Source organism: Guptibacillus spartinae, assembly GCF_028610625.1.
Taxonomy (GTDB): Bacteria; Bacillota; Bacilli; order Bacillales; family Guptibacillaceae; genus Guptibacillus; species Guptibacillus spartinae.
Window position 1 is genome coordinate 228,224 of the sequence record NZ_JAQQWU010000004.1, and the last position, 13,310, is coordinate 241,533.

Consider the following 13,310-nt stretch of genomic DNA (forward strand, 5'->3'; position numbering starts at 1 on the left):
GAAAAAGGGATGAGAATTTATACACGAACAGGTGATGAAGGAAAAACGAGCATTATTGGAGGCCGCGTCGATAAAGATGACGTGCGCGTCGACGCTTACGGAACGGTTGATGAAGTAAACGGCTTTGTTGGACAGGCAATTGTCGAGCTAAGTGATATTGGAAATGAGTCGCTAAACGATCTAGTAGACGACCTCGAAAAAATTCAGCATGAGCTGTTTGACTGCGGTGGCGACCTTGCGAACGTCTCGCCAAAGCGCGAGCTGAAGCTGAAAGAAGAGTCGATCACTTATCTTGAGAACCGAATTGATGCCTTTATTGAAGAAGCACCGGCTCTTGAAAAATTCATCCTGCCAGGCGGAAGCAAGCCATCTGCAACGATTCACATCGCTCGAACAATTACGCGTCGCGCCGAGCGTCATGTGGTGACATTGATGAAGCAAGCCGAAAACGTACCAACAGTTCCGATGAAATACTTAAACCGTCTATCCGACTACTTTTTCGCACTCGCACGCGTCATCAACTTCCGCTTAAAGGTAAAAGACATCGAGTACGCAAGAAGCGCCAAGGTATTCCGCGGCGGAAAGCGTAAAGGAGAGTAAGTCATGTCTGGAAAACGCGCAAGTCTTCTTGCGATGTTCATAGCGCTCTCCGTTGTTGGCGCCATTCTAAAAATGCCATCTGCCGTAGGAAGTATCGCACTCGATGCCTTTCCAGCGCTTATTGCGGCAGTTCTAATAGGAAACAGAAGTGGCGCACTGATCGCAAGCTTCGGGCATCTGTTATCTGCGCTGATCGTCGGATTTCCGCTTGGGCCGATGCACCTTGTCATTGCAGGGGAGATGGCGGTGCTTGTGTGGTTGTTTGGAATGTTATATGAAGCGAAAAAGACGAAGTGGGCTTCCGCTACGTTTGCGATCGGAAACGGACTTGTCGCGCCGCTTCCGTTTCTATTTATTCTGGGAACGGGCTTTTACGTGGCGATCGTTCCGAGTTTGATGATTGCCTCAGTGCTGAATCTTGCTCTTGCGCTCATTTTAATTCCGCGGCTTGTACCGGTTTTTGAGAAAAGGGGACTGGCAAGCTTATGAGAGATGGTACAGTTATTGGAGTAGGTAACGAGACGCTAATCATCACGAGTGACAACAGTGGCGCGATTGGCATGAAAGAACAAGATCAGGTAGCAGTGCCATATGACGTTGTTTCTTACTATGCGTTTCGCGTTGCGGTGATGGAAAACATCGCTCTTGGCGGCGTTCCTGTTTCCGTTGTGCTGCATAATTTTTGCGGTGGTTTGGAGTGGGAAGCACTTGTGAGCGGTTTGGAACGTGGGAAGCGAGAGCTTGGATTTGACCACGAAATCACGATTACAGGAAGCTCGGAAACGAATATGCCGATGCTTCAGTCAGCGCTCGGGGTAGTCGTGATTGGGAAGCAAAAGCTCGAGTTACCGGAAGTTCGCTTAGATGATGCGACGAAATTCGCGGTGATTGGCAAACCGCTTGTTGGAGAAGAAGTGGTGAACGAAGAAGTTTCAATTGCCCCGCTTGAACTGTTTCGCTGGATGAGTGAGCAGGAAGGTGTTCAAGCCGTTCTTCCAGTTGGATCGAAAGGGATTCTTTATGAGTTGGCTGAGCTTGTAGATGGTGTGGAAGTTGAGGAGAGTATGGTGCGTTCTGAGCTTGATCTCCGGAAATCTTCTGGGCCAGCGACTTGTTTTATCGTGGCCTATGATGGAGCGGTGGGAGAGCAACTGTTAGAGCGATCTGGTAAGCATTTTAATAGAGTGGAAATTGAAAGGGGTCAGGCTCGAGCCTGACCCCCTCAACAAACAAAACCGAAGCATTGTCCGCCTGAGGCGGACAATGCTTCGGTTTTTATCTATAACATATCTATTTCCTACAGCACGTGCTTACGATTTTCTTTCGCATATTTTGCTTCGAGCTCTGTTAACGTGAGCTCATGTAACCAGGTAAGATCTTTTCGATTGTCTGGTGTATTGAGTAGTTTACGAATGAGGTAGGTTCGACGGTCGATGATGCCCTTACGGAACTGTTCGCCCATGAAGACAACCTCCTTCCTTTGAGGCCGGTTCTTAATTCAATCATTCCCATCACATCTCTTTAATTGGCATTGATCTAATCAAGAGATGTGGAAATTTTCGGGTTGATTGGAACCGAGTATCCATTCTAACTTATATTGGTTTAAAGTCAACCAAGCCAAAAAGACATTTATCTGAGCAACATCTTCAAAAGTACATGGATATAAAGAAAAACAGCGTATTGTTCACCAAAGGTGCAATGCGCTGTTCCTTATCTATTAAATAAAACGACTACAAGGTTTGTTTACGGCGATCATTCGCATACATCTTCTCAAGCTCAGTTAATGTGAGACTGTGTAACTTACTAAGGTCATTTCGGTTATCAGGTGAGTTTAGTAGCTTACGAATTAGGTAGGTTCGACGATCAATCATGCCTTTACGGAGTTGGACTCCCATGAACACAACCTCCTTCCTTTACTATACCATTTGACTCTAGCATAACGTGTTTTCGCTCTTGTGTGTGTTAAGAAATTGTGAAGAAATTAACAAAGAATGTGTGAAGAAGTGAAAAGCGGTGTGAAGGGGGTCAGACTCGAGCCTGACCCCCTTCACAAACAAAAATGCGATAAAGTCCACCACAGGCGGACTTTATCGCATTTACTCTCTCATCCTTTACCTCGCATACACATGCTGCCCAATCGTCTTAATCACATCACGCGAATAAATCCACTCATCCGACACACCGCTTGGATTGTAGTAATACGTCGCGCCGTCAGATGGATCCCATCCGAAGTACGCATCCTTTGCAGCTCGGTATGAAGACGCATCAGGCGTGAGCCAGTACTGGCCATCATTAAGTGCCGTAAAAGCGTTTTGCTGGTAAATCACCCCGTATGTACTGCCTGGAAATGATGATGACTGAACGCGATTTAAGATTACAGCCGCAACCGCCACCTTGCCTTCATAAATTTCACCGCGGGATTCGCCGTGTACGACATGCGCAATCATTTCAAGGTTATTCAGCATGTTCAGCGTATTTGTTCCTGCAACGCCATCCGCGCTCAGTCCAAAGTCTGCCTGAAAATCACGAACCGCTTGTTCCGTTACTGAACCATAATAACCCGTGGGAGTCGTATGGAAGTAATCGAGTTTCTCCAACACCCTCTGCATGTGCTCAACCTCTGATCCTCTCGAACCGGTGTCCATCATCGCAGCCGCATTGTCCTCTAAGAAGAATAAATAAAAGCAGGAAGCAAGAACCAGAGAACCAAGTACATGTACAAATTTCATTAGCAAGCCCCTCTCAATAAGTTAACCCTCATTATAATACAGGAAATAGAGGGAAGATATGGAACGGAGTACCTTTCTTCATTTTTACCAATTCCCATCAAAAGTCTAGTTTTATCCAGATTCTAACTTTCATTAAGGCACATGTACCCAAAAAAATCACACGCTTTTGATCCCTTCACGAAAAACATTCCCTTGATTCCGCATAAACAGGTCTCTGATCCAGGCTTCTCCATCAGCACCTGGATTAGCACAAACAAATTCCTGCCCAATCCCCGTCGAAACGGTGCACCCATGATCATCCTGTTGCCAGGTACTGTGGTGCACCTGACTAATATTCTGATACATAAACGAAGGCAACCGCCATGTGCCATGCTTCCCATCCAGTCGCTCAGACAGCCGCAACCCTTCATTTAATGTCTTAAAATACCCACACCCAGGTATCCCGAGGTCTTCAAACAACCACTCATCCGGCACGTATACATAATTTAATTTTGAAAAAGCCCCCTTCGTCACATGAGGATGACGAGCTAGCCCGTATTCTTCCGAAGCCGCCTTGGCATCCGCATACGTTTCAATCCGCTTTTTTACCTTCATCCACCCATACAGAAAATGTCCTTTTCGAGCTTTCCCAATCGCCTTAAACCCTCCAAAGAACAGAAACAAATCCCCATCCCCCACATCCATTTTCCGCAAATGTGGCGCTGCATTCGCCTGGCCAAATCCTCTTCCAATCTGAAGCTGACTCGTTTCTGGAACCCATGGCGGCTTTCCAAGCATCGGATCAAAATGCGCATAAATATCCGGGTCATCGATCTCCCGCTGTCCTTTACCCACCTTAATCTTAGAAGTTCGATAGATTTTTTGATAAACATCACTCACATTCGTCCCAACGACACTCCCTAAATACCTTCGCTCAACCGGAATTTCATCATACCGAATCCTCGCCTGAAAGACCGCTTTCCGCTCAGGAATCGGCAGCCAAACGTATTTCCCTGTCGCCTCATCATACGGCGATAACCTCCCGCCGCTACCCGCATCAAATCCTTTTCGACTTAGCACAAGCTTCATTAGTACCGCTCCTTTTTTGGAAGTGACTGGATACTCCTTTCGTCACACTCAGCAAGCATCCCTTTTAATTGTAAAAATAATCTAAAAATTTATTTGAGCTTTTACAAAAACAACATGAATCCCCTCTAGCCACAGCGACTGATCTCCTATATACTTCACACTGAACAAGGAAATGGAAGATTTTGTTTGGGGGATCGGTTAAAAAATTAACAGATTGGGGAGATTGAAATGAAGAAATCGGTTGGCTTGCTGTCGGTTATGCTGGCAGGAACGATGCTAGGTGCTCCAGCGACCTCGGCTAACGACACTGCTCAAAAGGACTTTCACTTTATGGAGGAAGTAGAACCAAACAATGCTTTTGACTGGGCGAATCATCTACCATTAAATGACTATGCGATCGGTAAACTAACGGACCGTGATCAAGACTACTATAAGGTCGTCATTGATGGAGACGAGGCGCTTCCTGTTGACCTTTTCGCTGATACATATGAAGATGCGAGCTCGCTTGATCTCAAGGTGACAATTTACAACAGCTCTCAAGATGAGGTCACACCAGACTACAAGGATACAGCAGAAGGTTTCTACGCCGGTTTTGAAGCACTGTCTCCTGGCACGTATTACTTTGCTGTTTCGGATACTAGCAACAAAAACAATGGGGAAGAATATCATTTCACCGCTTCCATCGCGACAGGCGAGCAAGAAATCACGCGCATTGAAGGCGACAATCGCTATGAAACAGCGGTTGAAATTGCAAAAGCTGATTTTGAAAAAGGGGAAGCACCTGAAGTTGTTCTTGCGACAGGTCTCGATTTCCCAGACGCCCTTGCTGGAGCGCCACTAGCGTATCAGATGGATGCTCCGATACTTTTAACAAAAACCAATACGATCCCTGATGAGGTAAAAGAAGCGTTAAGTTACTTTGATGTCAATCACGTCACCATTTTAGGCGGCGAATCTGCAATTACGGAAAATGTGGAAAACGAACTGAAAGACATGAATATTGCCTCGAGCCGTATTTCAGGTGAAAACCGCTATGATACTGCTGCCCAAATTGCGAGTAAACTAGATCAGAGCGAAACTGCGTACGTGACGTACGGCGGCGACTTCCCGGATGCCTTATCCGTTGCTTCCATCGCTGCACAAGAGGGAAGCCCGATTCTATTGACGAAAACGAATGAGCTTCCTGCGGAAACGGAAAAATCCCTATCCGGTTTTGATCACACCTATGCCATCGGTGGAAAAGCCGTTATCGATGATGACGTGCTAACAAAACTCCCAGAAGGCAAGCGAATCGCAGGCGACAATCGTTATGAAACATCCGTTGAAGTTCTCAAACAGCTCGATGTACCGGTGAAATTTGCTACGCTAGCGACAGGCATGAACTTTGCGGATGCGCTAGCGGGCTCTGTCTATGCGGCCGATACGTCTCAACCGATTGTCCTGACAAAAAAAGACAAACTCTCAACGCCAGCTGGGCAACTTTTCCTTGAAAAGGAAACAAAAGCCTACACGATTTTAGGTGGAAAGAATGCCATTGGAGAAGGCGTTGAAGACGACCTTAACATCCTATTTGATTAAAAGATTAGAAGACTTGGACAAACGTCCGAGTCTTTTTTCATGAACTCTACCATTCGACAAAAAATGCTATAGTCAAACAAATCATTTCTGTATATAATCCTCTTAGCGTAAGTATCGGAGAGGTGATGAAGGAGCAGGGGACATGCTCGTTTTGCATGAGAAAATGAGAATGATAGGGGAAAAAGAAACGAATGAAGAAAACACTTGGTCTATTATCAACTGTTATCCTTGCGGGAAGCTTGATTGCTCCTGCTGCTTCAGCTGCAACAGATGGTCCTGAGTTTATGAGAATCGAAGGAGCGGATCGCTACGAAACAGCGGTGAAGATCGCGAAAGCCGACTATGACAAAGGCGATACACCTGAAGTGGTTTTTGCGACAGGTCTAGATTTTCCAGATGCTCTTGCTGGAGCTCCGCTTGCTTATGAGATGGATGCACCGATCTTATTAACGAAAACAACATCAATTCCAACGAAGGTAAAAGAAGCGTTAACCTACTTTGGCGTGGAGCATGTCACAATCCTTGGCGGCACAACGGCGATCTCGAAGGATGTTGAAGCGGAGCTAAAGAAAATGAACATCGATTATGACCGCATCTCAGGAGAAAACCGCTACGATACAGCAGCGAAAATCGCATCTGAACTTAGCCCTTCTCCATTCGAAACAGCGTATGTTGCAAGTGGAGCTAATTACCCTGATGCCCTATCGGTTGCTGCGATTGCATCGCTTGAAGGCAGCCCGATCCTTCTGACCAAAACAACATCATTGCCAGCTGAAACAGCGGAGGCATTAAAAAACTATACAGAATCGTTTGCGATTGGTGGAACGGCAGTGATTAGTAACGACGTTCTGAAGAAGCTACCAAATGGTCAGCGCATTGCCGGAGCGAATCGCTATGAAACTTCTGTAAAAGTAGTGGAAGAGCTTTACGGACCGCCTTACGCAGCAACGCTTGCGACTGGAGCAGGTTTTGCAGATGCGCTAACTGGGTCTGTTTATGCAGCAAATGGTATTGAGCCAGTTGTATTAACGAAAAAAGACGGGCTATCTGATGAAGCGAAAGAACTTTTCCGCGAGAGTGGTACAGAATATTACACCATTCTTGGTGGTAAAAGTGCCGTTGGTGTTGGCGTAGAAAACGACATCACGCATTTATTTGATTAAGGCCTACAAAGGGTTCAGACACATGTCTGACCCTTTTTTTATTTTTATTCCATTCGACAAAATTAGCCTATAGCGCATCCGCCTTTTCTCCTATATAATCCTCTTAGTGTTAAGAAATGGAAGGGTGATGAAGGAGCAGGGGACATGCTCGTTTTGCTTAAAAAATGAGATTGATAGGGGAAACGATACGAATGAAAAAAGCACTTGGACTATTATCAACTGCTATCCTTGCAGGAAGCTTGCTTGGAGGACCTATTGCCTCTGCTTCCACCCACGACGCGCTTATGAAAAAAGCGCAAAAGATTTCCATGAACGACGAGTATGATGACTGGGAATACACATCTGAAGTAGAACCAAACAATCATTTCACTGAAGCCAACACACTACTAAATGATGAAGTAGCAACTGGTAAACTAACGGATCAAGATCAGGATTTTTATAAAGTGGAATTCGAAGGTGATGAACCATTGTCTTTGTCTTTTGGAGCGGGTACAGATGAAGAAGAACCAACAATGGAGCTTTGGGTTGATCTTTATGATGAAAATCAAAACAAGTTAACGCCTGACTTTGAAGATGGCGAATATGGCTACTACGGTGCAATTGAGGAGCTTGAGCCAGGTACTTACTATTTCCGAGTAACGGATACAGCGAATAAAAATAATAACGTCGACTACTATTTTTCGGCCTTCACGTATTCAAATGACCCGGTCGTCATGAGAATTGCAGGGGAGGACCGCTATGAAACAGCGGTAGAAATCGCGAAAACTGGATTTGAAGAAGGCTATACACCAGAAGTGGTTCTAGCAACAGGACAAAACTTCCCTGATGCGCTAGCCGGAGCACCGCTTGCCCTTCAATTAGGAGCGCCAATCCTTCTTACCCCAACAAAAGAGTTACCTGCTTCCGTAAAAGAAGCCATGACGTACTTCGGAACTGAGCACGTGACGATCCTTGGTGGAAAAACAGCCATCTCAACCAGCGTAGAAAAATCACTCACAAAAATGGGAATCGATTTTGATCGCATCGAAGGAAAAGACCGCTATGACACAGCTGCTAAGATCGCAAAACAAATCGATCCTTATTACAGCGATACCGCATTTGTCACGTACGGAGGCAATTTCCCAGATGCCCTTTCCGTCGCATCCGTTGCAGCAAGCCAGGGCAGCCCAATCCTTCTAACAAAAACAAAAGAGCTTCCAGCCGCTACAGCAAAAGTAATCAAAAACTACAATGACACGTATGTGATCGGTGGAACTGCCGTCGTCAGCAACACCGTCTTCAATAAGCTTCCACATCCAAAACGAATCGCTGGAGACAACCGCTACGAAACGTCTGTTCAGGTAGCGAAGCAGCTGGATCTGCCAGGCTACGCGGTTAACCTTGCTACAGGTGAAAACTACGCGGATGCCCTATCCGGCTCCGTCCTAGCCGCAAACTTCTATGAGCCAGTGCTCTTAACGAAGAAAAATGAGCTGCCAGAGGAAGTAAAAGACTACTTCGTTAAAAAAGAATCTTTCTTCTTCACTATTTTCGGTGGACCGAATGCGATTAGTGATGATGTGGAGGATGAGATTTGGGAGATGTTTGAATAAAGAGGATGTTTCAATAAGGAGTGAACGGTTAGCACTAGCTGACCGTTTTTCTTTTGTTTTTCATCGTTTGTCTTTGAAGGGGGTCAGGCTCGAGCCTGACCCCCTTCAAAGACAAACCTCTCACAAAATCCACCCCACACGGACATGTGAAAACATACCCTCATACTAAAGTGCTATCCCTACCAAATGTCCCATATACTGGTTGAGGGAAATTGACATGCGATTTGTTAAGGGGGCAGAAAGCGTGGATCATTGCACCAACTGTGGGAAGAAGTTAGAAGTAAAGCGAGGATTTTGTACAGGTTGCGGTCAGCCGGTCCAACAAGTTATGAAGGTAACTCCCTCCAGAGTAAAAAGAAGTGGACCATTCAGAATACCTATTATAGGAATTGCATTATTCGTCCTTATTGGTTTGCATGTAAGTGGCGCCTTCTATATTGGAGGGAAATATAGCGATCAAAAACCATCAGCCGTGAGCAATGATTCCACTCTCCAAAAAGAAGAAAAGGTACTTAATGACAAGAAAGGTAACACAGACCAAAAACAAGCCAAGGAAGGGACCAAAGAAAAAACAGAACCCAATCAAGAAGCCAAATCAGAGAAAAAAACATCCGAAGCAGATATGAAAATCCTAGACATCGACACTGCCATCAAAGAACTTAACAATCTTTCCATTCATGCCAACGGGCGAGACATTTCCTTAGGCGAATGGGAGATCACAAAGAACGATGGAAAACTCTTAATCCAAGCGGATAAAATTCCACCAGCTAACCTGGAACACATATTCACGCTCTACGATCAACAAAATTTATCCCCAATCAAAAAGTGGTCAGTCGAAGTGTTGCAGGTTGCCTATGAATTAGAAAAACGAATGCAGGTAGATTGGAACATCAGCGTCGGAAATGATTGTGTCGCTCAGTATCCAAAAACACTTCCACCAGCAGTTATTAGCGGGTACTCTGGCTCCTGTGGTTATTCCATCCCTGTTCTAGAGGCGTCTAACTGGGGAGAAATGACGTTATTTGTTGATGAAAAAATGATGTCCCAATACACAGCCGATCCTGTGTTTGATTATATCGAGAGCACTAATTCCTATCTTCTACCTCACAGTGATGTGATCAAACTATCCGAAAGTGAACTCACTTCTTTCAATATAGACGAACTCCGTTTAGCTCGAAATGAAATCTTCGCTCGTCACGGATATGTTTTCAAATCAGATGAACTAGAAAGTTACTTCGCAGAAAAAACCTGGTATTTCCCAGATCCTTACTATGATGGCTCCTTAAATAACGTTGAGGAATACAACGTGAAATTAATTGAGAATTTGGAGGAACTTTATTAGTGAGAGGGAGAAGAAAAAAGTCGATACTCCTTGCTTCGTTTATTGTTGTTTGCCTCTTCCTATCCTTTTTAATCTTCCATAACGCGCTGGAGACGAATCAAGTTGAAGAGGGTCAAGTGTCAGCACAGCCTGTGCTCGAAGGAGATCAAACAAAAAAAACTGTCGCTCCGGAAAATGAAGCTAAACCCAAAAGAGCACTCCCTTCTCCAAGTCCTAAGAAAAATTTCACCATCGTCATTGATCCCGGCCACCAGCACCATGCCAATAACGATCAAGAGCCGGTTGCTCCCGGCAGTAAAGAAACGAAGGGAAAGGTGTCTTCAGGCACGAGTGGGATCAGTACTGCAAAACCCGAGTACGAACTAACGCTCGAAGCAGGTCTGATTTTAGAAGAATTACTGTCGGAGCGTGGTTTTGAGGTCGTATTAACTAGAAAAGAGAATGAAGTAGATATTAGTAACAAAGAAAGAGCAGAAATGGCGAACGAACATCAAGCAGACTTGTTTATCCGATTACACGCGGATGGATCAGATGATAGTACCGTAAAAGGATTTCACATTCTCACTCCAGCGGAAGGCCACCCGATGTTTAACCAAAGCTTTGAAGCTTCCAAAGTCATCTTCAGTGCTGTACAACGTGATCAGTCAATCGATACGAACGGTATTTCATTTCGAAGTGATATCACAGGATTTAATTGGTCAAAGGTCCCGACACTGCTGATTGAAATGGGTTTTATGACAAATCAAGAAGATGATCAAAATCTCTCGGATCCAAATTACCTTCGCAAACTCATGACGGATGTAGCGGAAGGGGTCGTAGCTTATAGCAAATAAAGAGAAGTTGGAGTTAGATACGAGCATGCTCCTCCTTCTTAAAGACATCAGCCACGTACTGTAGTCCCCCACAAGGACAGTACGTGGCTTTTTCATCATTTTCGGTTTCTAGATCCCAAGCTATCATTTATTAATAGAACTATTGGGCAGCTCTAACCATACCCTCCACTATGCCATAGAACTCTAATGAGAAATCGTAATACGTGAAAAAGCACGAGCTATAAAAAACTCTAACCACATTTTACAGGAAATTAACAATCAATTCACACAACAAATTTCAAAATAATGGTATAATCGCGGAATAGTTTTATAGAATACGGAGGGTATCGAATGATTGAGCAAAATCATGCTAACGATATGTGGAAAGAGCTACAAGATTTTATAAAGCAAGTAGAGAAAGAAAATACTCATCAACAGGCGAGCGCAAAGCCATATATTGATCAAATCAAGTCCATTCTTATACGAGAATTGTGTTCAGTAGATAAGTGATTCATTCTCTTTATATAGAGACATGCAAAGATTCTCAAGATTAATGGAAAATTATTCATCAAAATGATATTTTTTCTTAATAACGCTTTCAAAACTACTCATTATATGTGTATAATGAAAAATGTGATAATTTTACCATTTTTTCAGGGGGAATTGGATGAAGGGGACCTGGCTAACACCAGAAGAGATTGCTTGGAGAAAAAATAGAAATAAAAATATTGGATATGCATTAATACCTGTTTTCGCCATAATGATTGGGGCACTCATCACCTTAATCGCAAATTAAAAGACGGATCTTCATGGAAGATCCGTCTTTTAATAATCTATTTTATTTCAATACAAGTTAGCTTATCACATTCATCGCAATCTTCGCCCACCCAAATACTGCAATCCAGAGAGGAATACTTAACGAAACGGCCCATACAAAACCTTTAGCAAAGTTGCCTTCTTCCTCGTAGTACATGTCCTCATCTCCCTCATATGAGTTATCAATCAGTTAAATCAGGTTGACTTCCTACTAGTATAATTGAAAACGCTTACGAAAGCTGTCGTTTCTTGAAAAATATTTTCATATTCACTATTAGATTTTGGCTTCGTCTTTCTATTTTACCCGATTAAAGCAATTTTATTCATATGTATAGGTATCGAAGCTGATTGTAACGACTTGACCGTCATACCTACTGGTGAATTAACGAATTTATTACATAATTTAGCTTAAAATCGAAAGGAATGGGGAAAAGAATGAAAAGAACTGGATTAGAAAGGAACCTAACGATGAAAAATCAAAGTGAGTTATTTCCATGGGATGACCTTAAGCAATTTATTGAACGAGTAGAAGAGGAAAAGCAGCCAGTGGGAGAAGCAAAACCTTACATAGATCAGATTAAACAAATTCTATTAAGTCACAGAGCAGATCATTCGGCGGGTATTGAATAAAAAAAGCCATGCTCTTCAACCGAGCATGGCTCCATCTATTAACTTATTTCAAGATGTTCTTTCAATTTCTGCGTAATGCTTTGTTTCTCTTCATCTGAAACAATATAGTACCAGAGTCCATCGATCATTTCGCCACTACCTTGAACTTCAAATGTCGTCATATTGTTACGAGCTCCTCGGTAGTTCTTGAAAATATCATTCATTTCTTCAAAAGTCATATTCGTCTTGACGTTACTACCAACGGCTTTTAAGAGATCGTCAATCTTGTTGATGCTTCCAACACTTGCGCCTTCATCAATAATCGACTTAATGATTTCGCGCTGACGATCATTTCGACCAAGATCACCCTTTGGATCTTCATAGCGCATTCGAGAAAAAGCGAGCGCTTCTTTGGCGTTTAAGTCAATTTCGCCTGCAGGGAAGGAGTAGCCTTCGTAGTCAAATGCAAATGGATTGTCTACAGTGACACCATTAAGCGCATCAACAACATCTTTGAACGCTTCCATGTTCACTTTAAAATAATAATCAATTGGAACATCCAAGAAATTCTCGACGGTATCCATCGTCATCTCGACACCACCATAGGCATAAGCATGGTTCATCTTCTCAACCGTCCCACGACCAATAATTTCTGTACGTGTATCACGTGGAATGTTAAACATGTACATAGAATCATCGTGAGGATTCAACGTAATCATAATCATCGTATCGGAACGCCCTTGATCATTCTTACGCTCATCGACACCCATCAATAAAATAGAGACAGGATCTTTTTCTTCCATATTGACTTTTTCCGTACGCTTGTCTGACGTTTCTCTGCTAATTGGCTCATGCATATCACTCGCAGTATCTTTCACTGAATCATAAAGATAAAACGCATATCCCCCACCAGCTAAAACAACAACACCAGCAATAATACCTAAAATAATTAAGAATTTTTTCATACGCTCATTCCATCTTTCCGTAGAATAATAGACTTG

Annotated in this window: 16 protein-coding genes; 11 read left to right on the forward strand and 5 right to left on the reverse strand. The window is 43.6% G+C overall.

Features of this window, described 5'->3' with window-relative positions; genetic code table 11:
• The first annotated feature begins 9 nt into the window (after positions 1–9).
• Genes PQ511_RS10170 through PQ511_RS10180 form a run of 3 tightly spaced genes read left to right on the forward strand, consistent with a single transcriptional unit; the run spans position 10 to position 1,817 of the window.
• The gene (locus PQ511_RS10170; RefSeq protein WP_273851769.1) at positions 10–600 is read left to right on the forward strand and encodes a cob(I)yrinic acid a,c-diamide adenosyltransferase; all 591 of its coding nucleotides are present in this window, start codon (positions 10–12) and stop codon (positions 598–600) included.
• Between the two features lie 3 nt (positions 601–603).
• On the forward strand, positions 604–1,089 hold the full coding sequence (locus PQ511_RS10175; protein ID WP_273851770.1) for an ECF transporter S component: 486 nt from the start codon (positions 604–606) through the stop codon (positions 1,087–1,089).
• A complete protein-coding gene (locus tag PQ511_RS10180; RefSeq protein ID WP_273851771.1) occupies positions 1,086–1,817 on the forward strand; it encodes an ATP-binding protein in 732 nt (243 codons plus the stop codon). The genes PQ511_RS10175 and PQ511_RS10180 overlap by 4 nt, the downstream gene beginning before the upstream one ends.
• A gap of 80 nt (positions 1,818–1,897) precedes the next feature.
• On the opposite strand, the gene PQ511_RS10185 is transcribed toward PQ511_RS10180, so the two are convergent.
• The 4 genes from PQ511_RS10185 to PQ511_RS10200 all read right to left on the reverse strand — a co-directional run bounded on the left by PQ511_RS10185 (position 1,898) and on the right by PQ511_RS10200 (position 4,397).
• Complete coding sequence (locus tag PQ511_RS10185) at positions 1,898–2,062, reverse strand: hypothetical protein (protein ID WP_273851773.1); 165 nt, start codon at positions 2,060–2,062, stop codon at positions 1,898–1,900.
• Between the two features lie 268 nt (positions 2,063–2,330).
• A complete protein-coding gene (locus PQ511_RS10190; protein ID WP_273851774.1) occupies positions 2,331–2,495 on the reverse strand; it encodes a hypothetical protein in 165 nt (54 codons plus the stop codon).
• A gap of 216 nt (positions 2,496–2,711) precedes the next feature.
• Positions 2,712–3,329: a cell wall hydrolase gene (locus tag PQ511_RS10195; protein WP_273851775.1), complete on the reverse strand. Its 618-nt coding sequence runs from the start codon at positions 3,327–3,329 to the stop codon at positions 2,712–2,714.
• Positions 3,330–3,485: 156 nt separating this feature from the next.
• On the reverse strand, positions 3,486–4,397 hold the full coding sequence (locus tag PQ511_RS10200) for an Nmad3 family putative nucleotide modification protein (protein ID WP_273851776.1): 912 nt from the start codon (positions 4,395–4,397) through the stop codon (positions 3,486–3,488).
• 228 nt (positions 4,398–4,625) lie between these two features.
• Between PQ511_RS10200 and PQ511_RS10205 the strand changes: the two genes are divergently transcribed.
• From PQ511_RS10205 to PQ511_RS10240, 8 genes are all read left to right on the forward strand, one after another.
• Positions 4,626–5,975, forward strand: coding sequence for a cell wall-binding repeat-containing protein (locus PQ511_RS10205; protein WP_273851777.1), 1,350 nt, complete (start codon positions 4,626–4,628; stop codon positions 5,973–5,975).
• A gap of 191 nt (positions 5,976–6,166) precedes the next feature.
• Positions 6,167–7,138 (forward strand): cell wall-binding repeat-containing protein, encoded by a 972-nt coding sequence (locus PQ511_RS10210; RefSeq protein WP_273851778.1) that lies wholly within the window; start codon positions 6,167–6,169, stop codon positions 7,136–7,138.
• Between the two features lie 191 nt (positions 7,139–7,329).
• The gene (locus PQ511_RS10215) at positions 7,330–8,730 is read left to right on the forward strand and encodes a cell wall-binding repeat-containing protein (protein ID WP_273851779.1); all 1,401 of its coding nucleotides are present in this window, start codon (positions 7,330–7,332) and stop codon (positions 8,728–8,730) included.
• Positions 8,731–8,974: 244 nt separating this feature from the next.
• Entirely contained in the window at positions 8,975–10,072 is a 1,098-nt protein-coding gene (locus PQ511_RS10220) for a YARHG domain-containing protein (RefSeq protein WP_273851780.1), read from the forward strand.
• The gene (locus PQ511_RS10225) at positions 10,072–10,905 is read left to right on the forward strand and encodes an N-acetylmuramoyl-L-alanine amidase family protein (RefSeq protein WP_273851781.1); all 834 of its coding nucleotides are present in this window, start codon (positions 10,072–10,074) and stop codon (positions 10,903–10,905) included. Before PQ511_RS10220 ends, PQ511_RS10225 begins: the two co-directional genes overlap by 1 nt.
• A gap of 330 nt (positions 10,906–11,235) precedes the next feature.
• Entirely contained in the window at positions 11,236–11,394 is a 159-nt protein-coding gene (locus PQ511_RS10230) for a hypothetical protein (protein WP_273851782.1), read from the forward strand.
• Between the two features lie 157 nt (positions 11,395–11,551).
• On the forward strand, positions 11,552–11,680 hold the full coding sequence (locus tag PQ511_RS10235; protein WP_255647916.1) for a hypothetical protein: 129 nt from the start codon (positions 11,552–11,554) through the stop codon (positions 11,678–11,680).
• Between the two features lie 455 nt (positions 11,681–12,135).
• The gene (locus tag PQ511_RS10240; protein ID WP_273851783.1) at positions 12,136–12,330 is read left to right on the forward strand and encodes a hypothetical protein; all 195 of its coding nucleotides are present in this window, start codon (positions 12,136–12,138) and stop codon (positions 12,328–12,330) included.
• Between the two features lie 38 nt (positions 12,331–12,368).
• On the opposite strand, the gene tagU is transcribed toward PQ511_RS10240, so the two are convergent.
• On the reverse strand, positions 12,369–13,274 hold the full coding sequence (gene tagU / locus PQ511_RS10245) for a polyisoprenyl-teichoic acid--peptidoglycan teichoic acid transferase TagU (RefSeq protein ID WP_273851784.1): 906 nt from the start codon (positions 13,272–13,274) through the stop codon (positions 12,369–12,371).
• Positions 13,275–13,310 lie beyond the last annotated feature (36 nt).